This is a genomic window from Salisediminibacterium beveridgei, from assembly GCF_001721685.1.
In the GTDB taxonomy this organism is placed as follows: Bacteria; Bacillota; Bacilli; order Bacillales; family Salisediminibacteriaceae; genus Salisediminibacterium; species Salisediminibacterium beveridgei.
The window spans coordinates 1,575,700-1,594,135 of the sequence record NZ_CP012502.1 but is presented as its reverse complement, the minus strand read 5'-3'; the positions used below and the strand labels follow the sequence as shown (position 1 = coordinate 1,594,135).

20 protein-coding genes are annotated in these 18,436 nt (G+C 41.1%); 6 read left to right on the top strand and 14 right to left on the bottom strand.

Annotation, left to right across the window (positions count from 1 at the left end; all coding sequences use genetic code 11):
- The first annotated feature begins 39 nt into the window (after nucleotides 1–39).
- Nucleotides 40–984 carry a hypothetical protein gene (locus BBEV_RS07470; protein ID WP_069364897.1) on the top strand — a complete coding sequence of 315 codons (945 nt, stop codon included), beginning with the start codon at nucleotides 40–42 and terminating at the stop codon, nucleotides 982–984.
- A 93-nt stretch (nucleotides 985–1,077) separates the two neighbouring features.
- Complete coding sequence (locus tag BBEV_RS07465; protein WP_069364896.1) at nucleotides 1,078–2,061, top strand: DUF2777 family protein; 984 nt, start codon at nucleotides 1,078–1,080, stop codon at nucleotides 2,059–2,061.
- Nucleotides 2,062–2,521: 460 nt separating this feature from the next.
- On the opposite strand, the gene BBEV_RS07460 is transcribed toward BBEV_RS07465, so the two are convergent.
- From BBEV_RS07460 to BBEV_RS07445, 4 genes are all read right to left on the bottom strand, one after another.
- Nucleotides 2,522–4,078 (bottom strand): PH domain-containing protein, encoded by a 1,557-nt coding sequence (locus BBEV_RS07460; RefSeq protein WP_069364895.1) that lies wholly within the window; start codon nucleotides 4,076–4,078, stop codon nucleotides 2,522–2,524.
- Nucleotides 4,071–4,799: a PH domain-containing protein gene (locus tag BBEV_RS17155; protein WP_084007284.1), complete on the bottom strand. Its 729-nt coding sequence runs from the start codon at nucleotides 4,797–4,799 to the stop codon at nucleotides 4,071–4,073. The genes BBEV_RS07460 and BBEV_RS17155 overlap by 8 nt, the downstream gene beginning before the upstream one ends.
- Complete coding sequence (locus BBEV_RS07450) at nucleotides 4,799–5,011, bottom strand: nucleoside triphosphate pyrophosphohydrolase family protein (protein WP_069364894.1); 213 nt, start codon at nucleotides 5,009–5,011, stop codon at nucleotides 4,799–4,801. Before BBEV_RS07450 ends, BBEV_RS17155 begins: the two co-directional genes overlap by 1 nt.
- 86 nt (nucleotides 5,012–5,097) lie before the next feature.
- Nucleotides 5,098–6,237 carry a conserved virulence factor C family protein gene (locus BBEV_RS07445; RefSeq protein ID WP_069364893.1) on the bottom strand — a complete coding sequence of 380 codons (1,140 nt, stop codon included), beginning with the start codon at nucleotides 6,235–6,237 and terminating at the stop codon, nucleotides 5,098–5,100.
- A 159-nt stretch (nucleotides 6,238–6,396) separates the two neighbouring features.
- Here BBEV_RS07445 and BBEV_RS07440 point away from each other — a divergent pair, with 159 nt between their 5' ends.
- Complete coding sequence (locus BBEV_RS07440; RefSeq protein WP_069364892.1) at nucleotides 6,397–7,128, top strand: metallophosphoesterase family protein; 732 nt, start codon at nucleotides 6,397–6,399, stop codon at nucleotides 7,126–7,128.
- 17 nt (nucleotides 7,129–7,145) lie between these two features.
- Here BBEV_RS07440 and BBEV_RS07435 read toward each other — a convergent pair whose 3' ends face one another.
- The 3 genes from BBEV_RS07435 to BBEV_RS07425 all read right to left on the bottom strand — a co-directional run bounded on the left by BBEV_RS07435 (nucleotide 7,146) and on the right by BBEV_RS07425 (nucleotide 8,568).
- On the bottom strand, nucleotides 7,146–7,511 hold the full coding sequence (locus tag BBEV_RS07435; RefSeq protein WP_232318276.1) for a TlpA disulfide reductase family protein: 366 nt from the start codon (nucleotides 7,509–7,511) through the stop codon (nucleotides 7,146–7,148).
- Nucleotides 7,512–7,576: 65 nt separating this feature from the next.
- Entirely contained in the window at nucleotides 7,577–7,888 is a 312-nt protein-coding gene (locus BBEV_RS07430) for a thioredoxin family protein (RefSeq protein ID WP_069364890.1), read from the bottom strand.
- 125 nt (nucleotides 7,889–8,013) lie between these two features.
- On the bottom strand, nucleotides 8,014–8,568 hold the full coding sequence (locus BBEV_RS07425; protein WP_069364889.1) for a cysteine hydrolase family protein: 555 nt from the start codon (nucleotides 8,566–8,568) through the stop codon (nucleotides 8,014–8,016).
- Nucleotides 8,569–8,744: 176 nt separating this feature from the next.
- Between BBEV_RS07425 and cbpA the strand changes: the two genes are divergently transcribed.
- Nucleotides 8,745–9,374 carry a cyclic di-AMP binding protein CbpA gene (gene cbpA / locus BBEV_RS07420; RefSeq protein ID WP_069364888.1) on the top strand — a complete coding sequence of 210 codons (630 nt, stop codon included), beginning with the start codon at nucleotides 8,745–8,747 and terminating at the stop codon, nucleotides 9,372–9,374.
- A gap of 59 nt (nucleotides 9,375–9,433) precedes the next feature.
- On the opposite strand, the gene BBEV_RS07415 is transcribed toward cbpA, so the two are convergent.
- Both BBEV_RS07415 and BBEV_RS07410 read right to left on the bottom strand, forming a co-directional pair.
- On the bottom strand, nucleotides 9,434–9,883 hold the full coding sequence (locus tag BBEV_RS07415; RefSeq protein WP_157100936.1) for a TcaA NTF2-like domain-containing protein: 450 nt from the start codon (nucleotides 9,881–9,883) through the stop codon (nucleotides 9,434–9,436).
- Between the two features lie 7 nt (nucleotides 9,884–9,890).
- Nucleotides 9,891–10,262, bottom strand: a complete 372-nt coding sequence (locus BBEV_RS07410; RefSeq protein ID WP_069364886.1) for a YppE family protein — start codon at nucleotides 10,260–10,262, stop codon at nucleotides 9,891–9,893.
- Nucleotides 10,263–10,402: 140 nt separating this feature from the next.
- Between BBEV_RS07410 and recU the strand changes: the two genes are divergently transcribed.
- Both recU and BBEV_RS07400 read left to right on the top strand, forming a co-directional pair.
- On the top strand, nucleotides 10,403–11,038 hold the full coding sequence (recU, locus tag BBEV_RS07405; RefSeq protein WP_069364885.1) for a Holliday junction resolvase RecU: 636 nt from the start codon (nucleotides 10,403–10,405) through the stop codon (nucleotides 11,036–11,038).
- On the top strand, nucleotides 11,035–13,662 hold the full coding sequence (locus BBEV_RS07400; RefSeq protein WP_069364884.1) for a PBP1A family penicillin-binding protein: 2,628 nt from the start codon (nucleotides 11,035–11,037) through the stop codon (nucleotides 13,660–13,662). Before recU ends, BBEV_RS07400 begins: the two co-directional genes overlap by 4 nt.
- Nucleotides 13,663–13,738: 76 nt before the next feature.
- On the opposite strand, the gene nth is transcribed toward BBEV_RS07400, so the two are convergent.
- From nth to BBEV_RS07375, 5 genes are all read right to left on the bottom strand, one after another.
- Nucleotides 13,739–14,398 (bottom strand): endonuclease III, encoded by a 660-nt coding sequence (nth, locus tag BBEV_RS07395; RefSeq protein ID WP_069364883.1) that lies wholly within the window; start codon nucleotides 14,396–14,398, stop codon nucleotides 13,739–13,741.
- A 6-nt stretch (nucleotides 14,399–14,404) separates the two neighbouring features.
- Entirely contained in the window at nucleotides 14,405–15,118 is a 714-nt protein-coding gene (locus BBEV_RS07390) for a DnaD domain-containing protein (protein WP_069364882.1), read from the bottom strand.
- 89 nt (nucleotides 15,119–15,207) lie between these two features.
- Entirely contained in the window at nucleotides 15,208–16,497 is a 1,290-nt protein-coding gene (gene asnS, locus BBEV_RS07385; protein WP_069364881.1) for an asparagine--tRNA ligase, read from the bottom strand.
- 87 nt (nucleotides 16,498–16,584) lie between these two features.
- Entirely contained in the window at nucleotides 16,585–17,766 is a 1,182-nt protein-coding gene (locus BBEV_RS07380) for a pyridoxal phosphate-dependent aminotransferase (RefSeq protein WP_069364880.1), read from the bottom strand.
- 53 nt (nucleotides 17,767–17,819) lie between these two features.
- Complete coding sequence (locus BBEV_RS07375) at nucleotides 17,820–18,359, bottom strand: cell wall elongation regulator TseB-like domain-containing protein (protein ID WP_069364879.1); 540 nt, start codon at nucleotides 18,357–18,359, stop codon at nucleotides 17,820–17,822.
- Between the last annotated feature and the right edge of the window lie 77 nt (nucleotides 18,360–18,436).

The following is an 18,436-nucleotide window of genomic DNA, read 5'->3' as shown; positions in this document are numbered from 1 at the left end:
ACTGCTCTTGCGAATCCACGGAAAACTGAGGTGACAGCAATGAACTGGCAAGAAAGACTTTGGGAACAAAAATGGCTGCTTCCCATCCTTCCAAATTATATGAAGCCACTGGATGAACCAGCCCTGCTGAACCAGCACACAAGGGAATTCGTCTATGAAGCTGAAGAGTTCATTTCTGACCTCGCTGCGCTTTCTGAATTACCGAGAATGAACAAAACATTTAAACGAAGCGTCCATGGTCTTTCGTATAAAATAAAAATCAAACCCAAAAAAATTCACCTGGAGCTTGCTGATACCAACAAGTCATCATCAGCAATTAAAAAGAAAGTGTTCATCACTATCTTCAGAAAACATGTCCGAATGGAAAATGGCTTTGGTAAAGTGATCGATTCATCAATATATTACCAACTTAGCGGGAACACGTATGTCCGGAATATTCGCAGGCATTCCTATTTCCTGCCCCTTTTTCACCATTTACATCGTCTTGACCTCTCACTGTCCGGTGAATCACTTCAGTCATTCGATGAATTAAACAAAAAACATGAAAATCAAAATGAAATAGAGTCTGTTCAAACACCCGGCACAGATAATGAGCAGGTCGATTCTCTTAAGCAGTCTATCTATCATACACAAAGAGCCTTTTCAAAATATGATCCCGCTCTGCAAAGTGAACTTGACAAACTGGCTGGAGAATTCAACAGGTGCCTGGAAGAATTTCATCTTCTGGATATCGAAGAAAAACATCATATAAAGCGGATGGCCCAGCATGATTTGCCTAATCTGATTCAAACATACTATTCATTAACAGAAACACAGCGTCAAGAAAAGCAGAGAGAATTAATCAATGCGCTTCAAAACATGAACTCTTTTTTAAAAGAACAAGCAAATGATTTACAGTCTACTCGTGTAGATCGGATGAATCACCTGCTCAGACTGACCAGTATTCGTTACGAGAATAATCAATACAGCGATCATCAAGAATAAAAAAACTGATACACACCTATTACAAATAAATGATATACTAACGAAAGTGCTTTCGAAAACTGGATTCTGAAAGAAATAAAGTGAGGTAATAGAATGAATAAAAAAGAAGCAAAAAATCTACTGAAACAGCGCGTCATCCTTAACGAAGGTTCAAAAGGGACCTACTCAGGAATTCTTGAAAAAATAGAGCCGAGGGAAAACCAGCCCTGGATCGGTCATCTTGCCATAAAAACTGTCGAAACATACCCTGACATATCTACTTTCAAACGCATTGGAGAACCTTTGTACCGGGAGAATGAGATGGCAGAAGTTTCAGGAACGAAAATTACCATGATTCCTGAAGATTTTAATGCATCACGCTCCTATAATGAATCATTATTAAACGCAGTTGATGCGCTATATGACCATTTGAAATCAAGACAATTGTTTTTCGGCCGTTTAATGGAAGAGCTCTCGTCGAGATATGATCAACTGGAAGTGACACGGCCTTTTGAAGACCGAGACGCAGTGCATAACTTTGTTTTAAAAGAAAAGAATGGTCATCACGGGCTAGTACACAGTACAACGAACGAATTTATTCACCTGAAAAATTCGTTTTTCGAATTTCTGATACCGAAACGTGATCGAGATATACCAGCTATGCATGAAGATGGCTTTACATTCAAAACACATGAAGGCGATTATATTTCTTTAAAAGAAGGTGCTACGGTTCGAATCAAAGATGATCAATTCAACCTTTATGTCCTATTCAGAAATGAACTTGATCCTTTGGCAAAAAAAGCACTTGAAAAAGCATTATCATCATTGCAGATTAAACATTCTGATATTGAAATGCCTGATAATACCATGCTTGGCATGGTAGACATGAATGACCGCAAAAAAGAATTTACCGGCACGAGTTTTTATAAATTTATCAGTCATAATAAACTCGCGGTTTTACAGCATTTTTACGAACGAAAAGAGCAAAATGGTTCACCCTCTTTTGCATATGACCGTTTCGAATTAACCGATAACAATGGTGGACGAATCGTCACTATTTACTCCTCTGAAGCTCATTCTGATTCATTCAGAACATAACTTGAACTTGAGAACCAATGTGCAGAAAGAGGATGAGACAAAAGCATAACAAGCAATAGAAATCCGGACAATTATGATGATATTGTCCGGATTTTCTTATAACCGTGTCCATTGAACACTTCGCTTCCCGAGGGCAAGGCTTCTGCTCCTGCGCAATGCTCGTCGCATGAGGAGCTTAACGAACCGTCAAAAAAGCACCGACGGTGGATTTTTCAGCTCTTGTTTTCCATTTGAAGGTATCTGGGCGACTTCAGTTTGTACCTCACTGTGTCCAGTCTACATTCGCCACAGGCGTCTCGTGTTCGATTGACACGTAAATTAATTATTTTATAACCGTTTGTGTTTTCATTTAGACTAAATCTTTTTGTCCCAGCCTCTTTCCTGTACTTCAGGAGTGTTTAAGCTCTTGAAAGGATTAGAGTATAAGTGCAACGAAATGTTTATTTTGAGGTGATGATAATTACTTATCAGTGTACCAGTAAAAAGCACGTTCTCGTTGTGTGAAATGAATGTGTCGGAGAGAAAAGCTCTTTCCCATAATACTGCTTAAAACTGATACTTGTATGGTAAATAGATCGTCTAGTTTCTGAAGTGGATTTTGATTGGATTGCATTGCCTGAATTCGAAACCTGGGTACAAGAATCTCTGTTTTATCAATAATACGGTACCTTAAAAGCAAATGATCGTTTCGATAACCGATTCCTGCAGCTTTGTACTGAACAAAGCCCAGAAGTGCGCCGAATATCGGGAGCGCAAAAGCCAGCCACCCATATGGAACATAGTATGCTGCAACAATTGCCAAAATCAGTGCTGGGATCGACAATTTAATAATATACCTCCGTAAACTTTTACCCGGAAGTCCTTCAAACGTTCTTTCGTAAGCGAATTCAGGAAGCGTTTGAGTCAATATTTCCGCTGCCTCCTGCTTACGGCATAATGGTACCAGGATCGTTGACAAATCCTCTTCTTTTGTACCACCACCAGCGCTCTCAATATAAATTGAATAGAACCCGAACATCTGTCTGATTGGATTTTGTACAATCCGGACTGCGGTTACGCGATTCGCTTTGATCGTCAGTTGACGTTTCTCTAATAATCCACGAGACATATGGATTTCATTGCCCCATCGTCTTAATGTAAATTTCCCATACCGAATAATTGCACCAATGGTTGTAAACACCCAGGCAATAAGAAGAATCATAAAGATAATGGATAGAATAAAAAGCACACTGGAAGCTAAAAACCAGCTGATAGCAGCATCAAACATCCAAACAGGGAGGAACTGAGGTGCCTGTGAAGAAATTGCAGCAACAAACGTTGCGGCCAACCCTACACCACTTGCGGTCATGGCCGCGATAATTAATCTTGAAGAAGTAAGCTTCCATTCAAAGTCGGCTTTAATTTCTTCCTCATCCAAGTCATCCCAGTCGTAATCAATTTCCTCTTCCTCAGCGTCATAATAGTTTTTCACCCAGGAAGGGACCATCAATCCGTCGTCACTTTCCTCCTTGCCACCTGTTTCGAATACCTTTTCGTCACTGGATTTCTCAGAAGCAACTCCAGTTTCTTCATACTTGTCAATAGAATGGCCTTTTTCCCGTAATTCTTTTTTGATTTGTAAAGCTTCGTCCCTTTTCAATGCAACAAGCCGGAATTCTGGTTCACTGCCTCCTCCCGCGGTTTCAATACGAACTTCAACAAGACCAAATAATCGTTGAACTAAATGAGCATTTAAATCAATACTTTGAACACGCTCTTTGCGGATGAAACGATTTTTCCGAAAAATCAGCCCCTGTTTGACTTGCAGTTCTTCAGGAAACAGTGTGTATTCAAATTTCCACCAGCTGATCGTTGCAGATACCGCACTGAAGAACAGTATCAAAAAGAAAAACAGCACTATGAACTCAGTAGATGTGCCAATAACCACTACAGCAACAAGTGTAATAATCATTTGTTTCAATGCATTAAAAAAATTAACCAGAATCGTAACGGGATGTTGTCTTTTCCAATTATTCATCCGGATCAGCTTCCCGTGCTAATTCAGCGATCTGATCTCTCAGTTGATCTGCGCGCTCTATCGTCAGTCCTGGTACTTCATGTACCGTCGCAGCAGTTGAAATCGTCACACTTGCCAAACCAAGATAACGAAGAACTGGCCCCTGTCTGGTATCGACATGCTGCACTCTGATCATCGGAATAATTATCCGTCTTTTAATGATGACACCGAACATCAATTCAACTTCATCTTCATAGACTTGATATTTCCATCTAGACCAGCTGAGTGATTGCCATATAAAAACATGGAACACGCCCCAGACGATTGTTATTCCGATAAGCGCATAAAAACCCCAAGTGGGCAACGCCGTAAATTGTGATGCTCCCCAATACGCGGCAGGAAAGACAAACAAAAATATCGCTTCAATTACAGCACCAAAGCGCCATGCATGGAGTGTTTTATAGGCGAGTGAATGCTCCGGAAGCTGTCTGTGTTCACCATGTAAGTAAGAAGGAGCGGATTCATAAAGGTCTTTCGCCTTAACCGGGTCTGTTTTATCTTCTGTATCATTCGAAGTTTCATCTGTTTCCCGGAATTCATCGTTGTTAAATATATTGCCCTCACTATTTTGGCGGATTTCATTTGGATCTGTGTCATTATCAGGATGATCATAATCTGTGGTTGATAATTCAGTCTCTTCTTTCTTTTCGTCCGGTGATTCTTTTTCTTCTTGAAAATGCATCAGACGTCATCCTCCGATACATAGATAATGCTCACACCTTCATTTTCCAAAAGTTGTAATACCTGTTGATTTAATGCCTCATCACGTAATAACCCAAGAGACTTTACAAGCTCCAGCTCCTCAAGATTCCCTCTTTGTGCATCTTCGATCAGCTCCAGCACTTCTTCAAATCCCTTTTCTCTCAATTGCTTAAGCAGTTCTTCGTTTGTCATTACAAGACCTCCCCTTACATAATCTAACTATCATCTTACCGGAAGTCAGGAAACTTGACCAGTATCTCACAATCGAATCGTCTTATTCAGTGATCCGTGGAGTGCTTATCCATTGCATCCGTCATCTGTTTCCAAACAGATCCTTGTGCTTCTTCTCCCTGTTCAATTCTGGCGCGCGCCATTTTTGCCTGTAAAGCAACCTCGAATTCAGAATCATGCTCCGTTTCTTTCAAGGCACTAATTGCAGTTTCATCTCCCAATTCATAGAGAAACATCGCCGCACGCCATCTGACAAGTTTACTTTTATCCGACAATGCTTCAACCATGGCCGGAATGCCTTTTGTACTGCCAATATCACTGAATCCATCACCAGCAGTCCGCCTGACAGAAACAGAACGGTCTGTCATAGCACGTTCCAGGTAAGGAATAACCCTCTCATCCTCGATCATACCAAGGTATATAACTGCTAATCTTCGTATGGAAGCTTTCTCATCTTCAAGAGCGATTTCGAGTACTTCAAGATCATCAAGGGTCGGATTCAATTTATCAAGGACGGCGAAACGTTCTCGCCAATCATCTGTTTGAAGCATATCTGCTGTCACTTTAATCCATTTCGAATGAACGTTTTTTGACTCCTGTTCTGGATTGACAGCCTGTTCAACAAGATCATTTAACCGTTTTTCTGTAAAAGTTGCTTCGAGTTCTTCAGCAACTTCTTTGGATACGGCTTCAAGATCACCATAACGCGCACGTTGATCTTTCCATTTCCGCTCCATGACAACATTATCATCCGGAAGTGTTGCATTTGCCACCGATTGTATAAATCTCTCTGAAAGGCCGGTGCGATGCTCCTCGTCGGCCGATTGTACTTTCACTTGCATGGGAATTCCTTTGAATTCCTGAATCTGGACTTTCACTTCACCAAAATGCTCATCAAGTTGAACAGAAGAATCAGTCATTTTTTCATTATCTTCTCCAAATACGATTCTTAGGTCATGCAGAATCTGTTTCCAGTCAGTTCGTGGATGTCTTTCAACAGCTATGAAATCAGCAACATGATAAACACCTGTCACACCTTCAATTTCAAGCACTTGACGAATTTCATCCGGTGCATCTTCCATTTGATCTTTCTTGTAATTATTCGCGCTGCCAGCTGGCAGGGATTCGCTTAAATTAACTTTCATCGTGTTTGGGCTTGGTGTAGGCTCAATTCCCTTAATTTTCACACTAAAACCTCCTTGAATGATATCTTCAAATCAATCTTACTAAATCCTATCACAATCCTGTTCATTTCCCAACGGCAGTACTTCCACATACGTTTTGTTTTAGTTCTGAAAAGGAATAGACAAAGAAAGTGTACTAATGGTTTATTGGGAGGGATTCATTTGAAACTGGCATTAATATCAGATATCCATGGAAACGAAACTGCATTACGAGCCGTACTCGATGATTTATCCGCTAAAAATGCTTCACATGTTGCTGTGCTGGGAGATATCTCATTCAGAGGCCCTAAGCCTAAAGAATGTCTGGACCTGGTAAGAGAACTCCACGGCAAAGTAATTAAAGGTAATGCGGATGAATGGCTCACCCGGGGGATTAAAAAAGGTGAAGTTCCAGATCAGGCTCTGGAAATCATGAAGAAAGAACAGGCTTGGGCACACAGCCGAATGACCGAGGAATCACTCCGACATTTACAAGAACTTCCAGAAGAGTTGGAATTACCTTTAACTAACCGTATACAGCTTTATATTACTCATGCTGTACCTGGTAATCTATTCAATGTTATTCCGGAGGATGCCCCTAACAAAACGTTCAATTCGTTCTTCGAAGCCAATCCGAGGGCCGATTTTTATGCATATGGTCATATTCACATCCCGCACCTTCGACAATTTCAAGGCAAGAGCATTTTAAATACAGGAAGTGTCGGTTTACCGTTTGACGGACAGGCTAAAGCTTCTTACGTCATGCTTGAGAGAATGAATGATACAATCAGTACAACTTTTCATCGTGTTCCCTATGATGTGGAGAAAGCTGTATTTGACATGACAAACTCGGATTATCCGTCTGAAGGAAAAGAAATTGTGGAAGCTGTTTACCGGAATGCAAAAAAGCCGTAAGCCCTTTTTCATCTGGGTTACGGCACCACGTTTCCGATCGCTGACATCAAATCCTCAAAACTGCTCTTATCGTTCAGGCTTGCTGTGATCTGTAACTCCTTATTTAAAATAAATGTAGTAGGCAGACTCATACAGCGGCATTTGTCAAAATATTGCATTCCATCATCCTGAACGGTCAAAAAAGAGTAATTTTGCTGTTCCATAAACATCAATCCTGCTTCAGGATCGCTTTCTCTTCCGGGCACGTGAATCATCAAAAATTGAAGATGCTGATCACTCATTTTTTTTATAAGCGCATCTTTCAAAGCCAAATCTCTTTGACAATCCGGACACCATGATACCCAGAATGTTAAAACTAACGGCTTCCCTTTAAAATCATCCAACCGGAATTTCTTTTCACTGAATATATCTTTCAGTTCAAATGACGGCATCCTACTAAGGTTTCGGTTCATGATTGATCCTCCTGCATGCGATTAATAAATGCGGTAACATCCGGAACTGATTTAAATGCATATAACTTATCTTGTACTTCGCCTTCATAAAGACTCACTAAACACGGAACACTCTGAATCTGCCAGTCCATCGCAGCCTGATTAGCAAAATTCAAGTCCATTTTTATTATTTGAGGTGTTTGATCCAAGTGTTCCGTGATGCGCAAAAATTCATTTGCCAATTTACACGTACCACACATTGGCGTATAAAAATAAACAAATCCTGAAGATATTTTGAAGAGTTCATCTTCTCTCTGTATATCGATCATATTAAACACTCCTTATTTCTTAACCATTTTACCGATCAGCTTATCAAAACCAGAAGAAAATGAGAAGAAAAAAGGCTTTATTGATGCGATAATCCAAAAGAACGTGATCGATTAAAACAATGCTCTTATTCCGAGATTTCCGCACCAAGGGTCTGTTTAAAATGACGTAAAGCCCAACTGTGTCCTTCAGGATCAAAGCTCTCCACGGCATTGGCATGAACATTCAATGAGTATCCTTTATTAAATGCATCTACAGCTGTATGCAATACACAAATATCTGTGCATACGCCCACCAGATGCACTTCATTAATCTGCCGCTCCCTGAGTTTTAACTCCAGATCGGTGCCAGCAAATGCACTGTATCTCGTTTTATCCATCCAGTAGACGGTATTCACATGACGTTCTTTTTCTGATTCGTAAAGTTCTCCCAGTTTCCCATACAATGCCCGGCCTTCAGTACCTAAAACATTGTGTTCCGGAAACAAAGGATATTCAGGGTGATAGCTGTCTCCAGGTCGGTGACCATCCACAGCGAACACAACATAATCACCATTTTGAATGAACTCATTCGTAATCGCTGTAATCTTTTCTTCGATTGATTGACCTCGTTCCCCGCAGGTTAACCTTCCCCCGTCTGCTACAAAATCATTCGTATAATCAATAACGATCAATGCTTTCATGAAAATCCCTCCTCTTTTAGAATCCTGTTCATAGTATATCATTTTGATGCTTTCATCAAAAATTTAACTCTTCTTTTCAATCACGGATCATCGATGATCCGAATGCGGGTTTTCCTTTTGATTCCATACTGATTAAGCTATAATAGAACTATCCTACAGTTATGGAAGGTGATCCGATGAAAATCAAGTATAATGTCATACCCAAACAACAGGTTGTCTGTTGTAAAGAAGATTTCACAATCAAAGAAGCGCAGGAAACACTCGAAAAAAGCGGATATCGCTGCGTCCCGGTATTGGATACTACAGGGATCTATTTCAAAGGAAATATTTATATTCAGGAAGTTTACAGGGGCATTGTTAAAGAGACAGTCAACTGGGATGACCCTGTAACGAAATTAATAGAAGATGAAGACATCTATATTTCAGAGACCGCTTCGTTTTTTCGTATCTTCACAAACATCAAAAAATATCCATACTTAGCCGTCACGGACGAAAATAAACAGTTTACAGGTATTCTGACTCATGCCAATGTAATGTCCATTCTTGAAGATTCATGGGGGGTAAAAACCGGAAGTTATACGATGACCGTTTCAACTCACGAATATCAAGGCGCATTAAGCACCATTGTCGATGCCGTGAAAAAATACACAAATCTGCAAAGTCTCATGTCTATCGATAATGAGAGTACGTTCTTCCGGCGTATCATTTTGACCTTACCTTCAGACGCTAACGAAGAGACCATGAAAAAGACAGTGAAACAACTGGAAAATCAAGGATTCAGAGTATTTGATATTGAAAAGATTTGATGTCTGATCACATCAGAAAAATGCCCTCTCCAAAAGCTTTTGGAGAGGGCATTTACAGATCAATCGTCTTCACGTTCAACCGAGATAATCCTGTATGAGCCATCACTTCGTTCATTGATCGTGTAACTTCGAGTTCGATTGATCTTCCTATCTTCATCAGTTCCAGAAATTTCAACCGATTCTTTCCATGTAATGCGATATTCTCCGTGACTGTTTGCTTGAATGCTCAAATCTTCATAACTGAGAAATTGTTCCACTTCACGTCTGCCTGATATTTGTTGGTGTTGTCTTCTTTCCATATGGTAAACTTGACTGTTTGAGACAAAATATGGTTCTACTGTTGAAAATGTTCCTGCCTGTAAACTATTTTCCCACTGTTCTTTATAGTCGACCAAAAATTCAACTAGTTCTGAACTTTTTTCATCATCGTCAACGATTGACCAGTCATTCTCATCGTCATTACATGCCGATATCAGAACCATTGCACTTGCAGCAATGAATAAAATCATTACCCGGTCAGTTCTCAACATAGCGATTTAACTCCTCATAGACTACCGATAACGTATATTCAATCGATTTCACCTGTTCCATAAATTGTTTTTCCTTTGTATCAGGAACAAAAGCTTTGACTGATATCACTTCAAGATGCTCTTCCATCTGGTCAATTTGCTCAACATAAAGGTATCTCGTTTCGTATTGGTTTATAAATGAAGTCACTTTCGGGTACCATTCATTCAGTACAGTGGATACGTCATCAGCAAATGGTTTGATAACTGATTCAAACGACGGCATCGCGTCATCACCTTTGTACTCATGAAAGTGTTCTTCTGTTTTCTGATTCAACAATCGAAGTTGTTGTGTCTCATCCAATAATTTATTTAAATTCACTAAAGTCACCTCGTTTCATAGATGAAGTGTATCAAATGATTACATACTGTTACAACGTATTTTGCTTTTGCAGTGTGCTGTTGACATGTATTCTGTGATAGAATACAGATTGGAAACACTTGTTTGAAAGGAGCTATCCAATGGCAATCCGCTATCCGAACGGAAAAAAATTTTCAGAAAAGCGAATCCCTCAGCGTGGAAAAAGCGTCATAAATAAAGATAATCGATTCAGTAATCGAGGTATGAGCCTTGAAGAGGAAATCAATGAATCAAATCAATATTATCTGGCAAATGGGATTGCGAATATACACAAAAAACCGACCCCTGTCCAAATTGTCAATGTGCATTATCCGAGCAGAAGTGCAGCAGTCATTACCGAAGCTTATTTCCAAAAAGCCTCCACAACAGATTATAACGGGATCTTCAAGGGTCATTACATCGATTTTGAGGCAAAGGAAACACGCAATAAAAAAAGTTTTCCTTTGAAAAATTTTCATTCGCACCAAATTGATCATATGAAAGATGTCTTGTCTCATGGTGGCATCTGTTTTGCAATACTTCGCTTTGCCATAACGGATGAACTCTACCTGCTTGATGCGTCAGTCATCATTCGCTATGTCAGTGATGCTGAAGACCGAAAATCTATCCCGAAAGATGTCATTGATTCTTTTGGATATTCGATTCCTCAAGGTTATATGCCAAGAATTGATTATTTAAAAGCAGTCAGTAATTTAATCGAAGTACAACGTGAAACAAGAAAGGAAGATGAAGAATGACGGATGAACGTTATTCAAGACAAGACCGTAAAAAACAATCACAAAAAAATTCAGGAAAAATAAAGAAAAACCGAAAAGGGATTTGGAAAAAAGTGATGATCGCTTTATCGGTATTCATGGTCGTACTTCTGATTGCAGGAGCGATTTCAGTGTTTGCGATCATGCGCGATGCACCCGAAATCGACAGGGATCAATTAGTGATTGGACAAAATCCAACCATTGTGGATGTCAACGGTGAAGAAGTCGAAACGAGTTTGCAAGGTTCAGAAGACCGGGAGTACGTCTCTCTTGACGAAATTCCACCTATGGTCAGAGAAGCGTTTATTGCCGTAGAAGATGTTCGCTTTTATGACCATTTTGGCGTGGATCTGAGAAGAATTGGTGGCGCAGTTCTCGCCAATATCAGTGACGGATTTGGTGCAGAAGGGGCCAGCACGATTACCCAGCAGCTGGTCAAAAATTTATATCTGGATTTTGATAAAAGCATCACTCGTAAACTCCAGGAACAATACATGGCAGTTCAACTCGAGCGTCAATTTACAAAGGATCAAATATTGGAAATGTATCTGAACGCCATATACTTCGGAGATGGTAAATACGGTGTAGCCACGGCTGCAGATCATTTTTACAGTAAAAATCTCGATGAGTTAACCATTAATGAGGCGGCCCTTTTAGCTGGTATTCCTCAACGCCCGACCGCCCACAATCCAATTGTAAACCCTGAAACTTCTGAGAATCGCCGGAATACGGTCATTAACCGTATGTTTTCTGCCGGTTTCATTTCTGAAGAAGAAGCGGAACAAGCAAGAAATATTTCTGTCGAGGAATCATTGAATGTCAATACCAGTTCATCGGACAACGGTTACCGCTATCAGGCTTACATTGATCAGGTTGTTAAAGAAGTTGAAAATATTGATGGAATTGAATCCAGCGATATCTACACAAGTGGTATGACCATTCATACGAACCTGAATACAAATATTCAACAGTACGTGGAAGATGTCATGAACGACTCATCCAACTTCAATGATGACATCATGCAAGGTGGGTTGACGATTCTCGACACCAAAAGCAGTCAAGTATACGCCATTGGTGGTAAACGAGGCGGTTCCACCGGAATGAGGGAACTCAGTTTTGCAAACGAACCAAAACAACTCGGTTCAACTGCCAAACCAATCTATGCATATGGACCTGGTATCGAATACGAACAATGGTCAACCTGGCATCAATTTGATGATTCACCACACGAATACTCCGACGGGGGGGGGTCATTCAGTAACTTCGACTCTCAATTTTTGGGTAATATAACAATGCGTGAAGCACTTTACAAATCCCAAAATATTCCGGCTGTTAAAGCGATTCAGGATATTGGCACAGACCGTTCACAGTCCTTTGCTGAAGGTCTTGGGATCGAATCCGAATATGTAACTGAATCCTACGCATTGGGCACAAACGATGTATCAACTTATGACGCTGCAGCAGCCTATGCAGCCTTCGGAAACGGTGGCGACTATACAGAACCGTACACTGTCAGAAAAGTTGAATTTACAGATGGTCAGGAGATTGATTTAACACCGGATACCAGTCAGGCCATGGAAGATTATACAGCGTATATGGTGACAGATATGCTCAAAGACGTATTAACCAGAGGAACAGCAACAGACGGTTTAGCCGATGTTTCCGGTGTGCCGATAGCCGGTAAAACCGGTTCCCAAGGAATCGATTCAGATACACGTGAACAAATCAATATTCCTTCCGAAGCCCGAGGCATAAAAGACAGCTGGTTTATCGGCTATTCCACGGAACTGACTGCCGCTGTCTGGACAGGCTATGACCGTATCAGTGACCCGGATATTGATTGGATCAATATCAATTATCATTACTCCAGAACAATTTTTGGTCAAGTTATGCGTCAGGCGCATGAAGGTCTTTCGCCCTCCGACTTCAACCGGCCGGATTCAGTCGTCCGCGTGGGTGTGGAAAAATCAACTGGACTTTTGCCAAGTGAATTTACACCCGACAGTGAAATCATTCAGGAACTCTTTGTTCGCGGAACGGAACCCACAGATGAGTCCGAAGAATTCTTTGAAGTGGAGCCAGTGTCCGGTTTGACGGCTGAATACATCGAAGACGAGGACCTGATTTTCACAGAATGGCAATATCCCGAAGAGTTAATTGATGACGTCAGTTTCCGCCTCGAAGTTCAGGAGCCCGGTGAAGATGATTTCAGGGAAATTGACACCATGAAAGATCTTCAGTACCAACTCAGCGGTCCTGAGCCTGGTGAAACGTATGCGATTCGCGTGACTGCTCTTTCAGATGAATTTGATGACATTGAGAGCGAACCGCAATCGGTACAAGTGACAATTCCTGAAGAAGAACCTGAAGAGGACGAGGAAGAAGACGAAGAAGAGAACGGAGAAAACGAAAACAATAACGGGAACAACGATAATGAAAATAATAATGAAAACAATAACGGAAACAATAACAATGGAAACCAGCCAAACAATAATCAGGGTAACAATCAAAATAATGAAGAAGAAAACGATTCTGATGAAGAAAATGAAACAGTTGAAACCAGTGAATCAAATAATGAAGCTGCGGAAGAAGCAGATAATAACTGAAGACCGAGGCAGAAAACAATCTCCGAATCATCATGATTCGGAGATTGTTTTTTATATGGTCGTCATGCTCTTTACTCTAATCTTGTCGCCCCTGCTTTTTCATGCGTTTTTTCCCTTCCCTGCAGATGTCCACCAACGGACACTCTGCACATTTCGGGGATTGTGCTTTGCAGTGGTAGCGGCCAAAAAAGATCATCCGGTGATGAGTCACAGACCACTCGTCTTTTGGTATTTTCTTCATTAATGTTTTTTCTACCTGAAGGACCGAATCTTTCCAGCGACAGATTCCTAAGCGCTTACTGACTCTTTCAACATGGGTATCGACGGCAATTGCGGGTTCATCGAAAGCTACCGATGCTACAACGTTCGCCGTTTTACGACCAACCCCCGCCAGTTTCTCCAGATCTTCTTTTGATCGGGGGATCTCACCGTCATACTCTTCAATAACGGACTGAGCCAGCTTTTTGATGTTTTTTGCTTTACTGCGAAACAACCCGATCGAACGAATATCCTGCTCCAATTGTTCCAATGACACTTGAACGTAGTCTTCCGGGGTTTGATATTTTTCAAACAATGCGGGAGTTACTTTATTTACCAGTGCATCCGTTGCCTGTGCAGAGAGCACGACAGCGACGGTTAACTCCAATGGATTCCGATGCGTCAGTTCACATTGTGCATCAGGAAACATCTCTGCCCATGTATTCCGAATACGGGATAGTTCATCTTTGGTCAGCATAGATCATCATTCCCCCTTCAGCCAATCATAACCAGGATGCTGCTGTTTGGACGGTTTAGACTGATTAGAGGAAGGTTGTGGAATAGAACGTTTTGCTCCTCTGACTTTCTCACCCTGTGTCCTCGCCTCGTCCAATGTACGGATGCCTTTTTTCTTCCAATCATATAAAATCCGATCAATATATCTGAAATTCACTCTTGCAGATACAACCGATTCCCGAAGAGCAGCCTCAATCATAAAAGGCTTATGTTCATCGTCATCGAGCCACATTGAAATCATTTCCAACTCCATTGGCGAAAGGGGTCTGGCAAACTCCTCCTCAAACCGTTCGTATAACTTCCCTACTTCAGCTTTCTCGTCATTTTCTTCATGATTTTGCTGCTGAGTAAGCAGCCAATGGGAGAGTTTTCGATATACCGGCAGTAAACTTACAGATTCACCGATCTTTCCATCAGACTGTTTGGTTTCGACAATCTCAATCAAATGTCCTTGCAACAGTTGTTGAAGAATCTTGGCACATTGTTGTTCATCCATAGACATTCGCGGTGCAAGCAAGTCAGGTGATACAAAATCTGCGCCTTCACCTTTTCGCTTCATGATCTGCATCAAGACCATCATCTGGATATCCGTCAATCCGATCTCGTGATAGTGATCAAAAAGTAAACCCGGAATGGAGAATGGTTCAGTTGCCAGTATTTCCATTAACTGTTCATCATTCATCAAGCTACACTCTCCTTCTTTCACTTTCATGATTGATTCGGAAAAAAGAAGGACCTCTAAAACGATTGAGGTCCTTCAACATCGTCTGATTATGGATACAGACGGTTTAGCAATCGAGGAAATGGAATCGTTTCACGAACATGCTCTGTACCAGATATCCAGGCAACCGTTCGCTCGAGCCCTAATCCAAATCCTGAGTGCGGTACCGAACCATACTTTCGCAGGTCAAGATACCATTGATACGATTCCAATGATAAATTGTGTTCATCATAACGCTGTTTCATCAGTTCCTGATCATCAATACGTTGACTCCCGCCAATGATTTCTCCATAACCTTCAGGAGCAATTAAGTCCGCACAGAGGACAATGTCCTCACGATCAGGGTGCGGTTTCATATAAAAAGCCTTGATGTCTTTCGGATAATTGATGATAAAGACCGGCTGATTATAAGATTCAGCAATCGCTGTTTCGTGTGGAGCACCGAAATCTTCACCCCATTCAATCTCATGGCCTTCATTTTGAAGGAATTCAATCGCTTCATCATATGTGATACGTGGAAATGGTGCAGACATTTTTTCAAGTTTTTCTGTATCCCTGTCTAATACCTTTAATTCAAGAGGACAGTTTTTCAGGACAGCCTGTATCACAAAGCTCACATAGTTTTCCTGGACGACCAGGCTCTCTTCATGGTCCATAAAAGCCATTTCCGGCTCTATCATCCAGAATTCAATCAAATGCCGCCTTGTTTTAGACTTCTCTGCTCGAAACGTAGGACCGAAAGAAAATACTTTACCAAATGCCATTGCAGCAGCTTCCATATACAATTGACCGCTCTGGGAGAGGTAAGCGTCCTCATCGAAATACTTCGTATGAAAAAGATTCGTAGTCCCTTCAGCAGAGCTGCCAGTCAAGATTGGTGGATCCACTTTCGTAAAACCTTGTTCGTTAAAAAATTCATACGTAGCACGAATGATTTCATTACGAATTTTCATGATCGCATGCTGTTTTTTTGATCGTAGCCAAAGATGGCGATGATCCATCAAAAATTCTGTACCATGTTCCTTAGGTGTGATCGGATAATCTTCCGCTAATTGAATAACGTCAATATCCGTTACAGTCAGTTCATAACCTGATGGAGCCCGTTCATCTTCTCTGACAGTTCCTGTGACAAATAATGAGCTTTCCTGGGTTAATTCTTTTGCTCTTGCAAAGATCTCTTCGCCTACTTCTGCTTTCACAACGACACCCTGAATAAATCCAGTCCCATCACGAAGTTGCAGAAAAACAATCTTACCACTCGATCGTTTATTTGCAAGCCAAGAACCCATTGTTACGGTTTGTTCCACATATTTACCTGCTTCTGAAATTGTTGTCTTCACATTTTCCCCTCCAACGGTAAAATCAATCGCTCAACGCAATCCATTATACCGTTCTAAAATAGAACTTTCAATTGATCTTACAAAGCTTTATTGATGTTTTTCAACAAAGCGTTCAATCCGCTCCAAAGCGATTTCAAATTGATCGAGGCTCGTTGCATAAGATAATCGAATATTCTCAGGTGCACCAAAACCGCTTCCTGGTACGACTGCCACTTTTTCTTCTTCCAAAAGTGCCTCTACCCACTCATCAGTCGTTTCATACGGACTAGCATCAACTGCATTCTGCACGTTGGGAAATAAATAGAAAGCCCCTTGTGGTTTTACGCAGGAAAAACCAGGAATTGCATTTAATCTCGGCAATACTTTTCCAAGTCGTTCTTCAAATGCATCCCGCATCATAGAAACGGAGCTCTCATCATTCTCATAGGCAGCCAGCGCCCCGTATTGAGCCACAGTAGCAGGGTTTGAAGTAGTATGAGAGGCAAGGTTACCCATCAGCTTAATGACCTCTTCATTGCCTGCAGTGAATCCAATACGCCATCCAGTCATTGAATGCGATTTGGACACGCCATTAACAATAAACGTTTTCTCTTTTAATTGTGGCGACAATTCCGCAATGGATACATGTGATTTGTTCCCATAAATCAGTTTTTCATAGATTTCATCTGAAACGATGAACAAATCATGTTTCAAGCAAACATCACCGAGTTTTTGAAGCTCTTCTTTTTCATACATTACTCCCGTTGGATTACTTGGCGAATTAAGAATAACCGCCCGGGTCCGATCCGTTATAGCTGCTTCAAGATCCTCAGGGGTCAGTTTAAACTGATTACTCTCTTTTCCATCCACAAAAACTGGTTTTCCTCCGGAAATTTTCACTTGTTCCGGATAGCTGACCCAGTAAGGTGTCGGGATAATCACTTCATCATTATCCTGCAGAATCGTTTGAAACAAGGTTGATAATGCATGTTTTGCTCCGCACGACACAACAATTTGGGATGGTTTGTACTCCAGGCCCTGGTCACGCTTAAGTTTGGCAGCAATCGCCTCTTTTAGTGCAGGCATTCCTGCGGCAGGTGTATACTTTGTATGACCATCCTTCATTGATTGATACGCTGCTTCAATAATGAAATCCGGTGTGTTGAAGTCAGGCTCTCCTGCGCCAAGTCCAATAACATCATGGCCCGCGGCACGGAGTTCTTTTGCCTTTGCAGTGATAGCCAATGTCGATGATGGTGTGATGGATGTAACTTTTGGTGAAAATGCCATAAAAATCGCTCCTCTGTGAATAGATTATTTAACCGCGCAGTGCACGGGTCATTCTAAAACTGGTAGTGCCGGATGTAACGGCCATCTTCAAATGTTACGTAATAGTAGGATTGTCTTCCCTCGGTTGAAATATAATTCACTTCATAAATAGGGGTACGACCAATCATGCCCAGTTTCACATGATTTAATCGATCGATTTCCAGATGATCGCGTATATGTGCGTTTACATCCTCTTTTGAAATGCCTTCAGAATGCCTGCGGATAATCAATCGCCGTGGTTCTTCATCATCTTGTTCGATATCTGGTTCGAAGTCATCATTAATGACCGGCTCATCTACTTCGAATCGCTCTTCAACCCAAATGAATATGTCTTCACCTTGTTCATTTTGTGTATCAATTACCTGGTATGAACGGGTACCATGGAAATGTTCCATTTGTTCTATTTCCTGAAACGTTGTATGTTGCCTTGCAAATTCAATCGCCTCGATCTCCCGTTCCTCCAGTGGACTTTGTGCAGAAGTAAATAACAGATAAAAAGTGGTCATTCCTGCCATAAAAACAATTACTAAAACTGCGGTGATCCAGCCTCTCATGGGTATCCTCCACCATTTCACTTCATTCTTTGATTTACGCATATGTCAATCAGTTTATCACACTATTTCTATGCTTA

Coding starts and splice junctions, on each gene's coding strand:
- BBEV_RS07470 (WP_069364897.1), top strand. CDS start 40: ATGAACTGGCAAGAAAGACTTTGGGAACAAAAATGGCTGCTTCCCATC.
- BBEV_RS07465 (WP_069364896.1), top strand. CDS start 1,078: ATGAATAAAAAAGAAGCAAAAAATCTACTGAAACAGCGCGTCATCCTT.
- BBEV_RS07460 (WP_069364895.1), bottom strand. CDS start 4,078: ATGAATAATTGGAAAAGACAACATCCCGTTACGATTCTGGTTAATTTT.
- BBEV_RS17155 (WP_084007284.1), bottom strand. CDS start 4,799: ATGCATTTTCAAGAAGAAAAAGAATCACCGGACGAAAAGAAAGAAGAG.
- BBEV_RS07450 (WP_069364894.1), bottom strand. CDS start 5,011: ATGACAAACGAAGAACTGCTTAAGCAATTGAGAGAAAAGGGATTTGAA.
- BBEV_RS07430 (WP_069364890.1), bottom strand. CDS start 7,888: ATGATCGATATACAGAGAGAAGATGAACTCTTCAAAATATCTTCAGGA.
- BBEV_RS07425 (WP_069364889.1), bottom strand. CDS start 8,568: ATGAAAGCATTGATCGTTATTGATTATACGAATGATTTTGTAGCAGAC.
- cbpA (WP_069364888.1), top strand. CDS start 8,745: ATGAAAATCAAGTATAATGTCATACCCAAACAACAGGTTGTCTGTTGT.
- BBEV_RS07415 (WP_157100936.1), bottom strand. CDS start 9,883: ATGATTTTATTCATTGCTGCAAGTGCAATGGTTCTGATATCGGCATGT.
- recU (WP_069364885.1), top strand. CDS start 10,403: ATGGCAATCCGCTATCCGAACGGAAAAAAATTTTCAGAAAAGCGAATC.
- BBEV_RS07400 (WP_069364884.1), top strand. CDS start 11,035: ATGACGGATGAACGTTATTCAAGACAAGACCGTAAAAAACAATCACAA.
- nth (WP_069364883.1), bottom strand. CDS start 14,398: ATGCTGACCAAAGATGAACTATCCCGTATTCGGAATACATGGGCAGAG.
- BBEV_RS07390 (WP_069364882.1), bottom strand. CDS start 15,118: ATGAATGATGAACAGTTAATGGAAATACTGGCAACTGAACCATTCTCC.
- BBEV_RS07380 (WP_069364880.1), bottom strand. CDS start 17,766: ATGGCATTTTCACCAAAAGTTACATCCATCACACCATCATCGACATTG.
- BBEV_RS07375 (WP_069364879.1), bottom strand. CDS start 18,359: ATGAGAGGCTGGATCACCGCAGTTTTAGTAATTGTTTTTATGGCAGGA.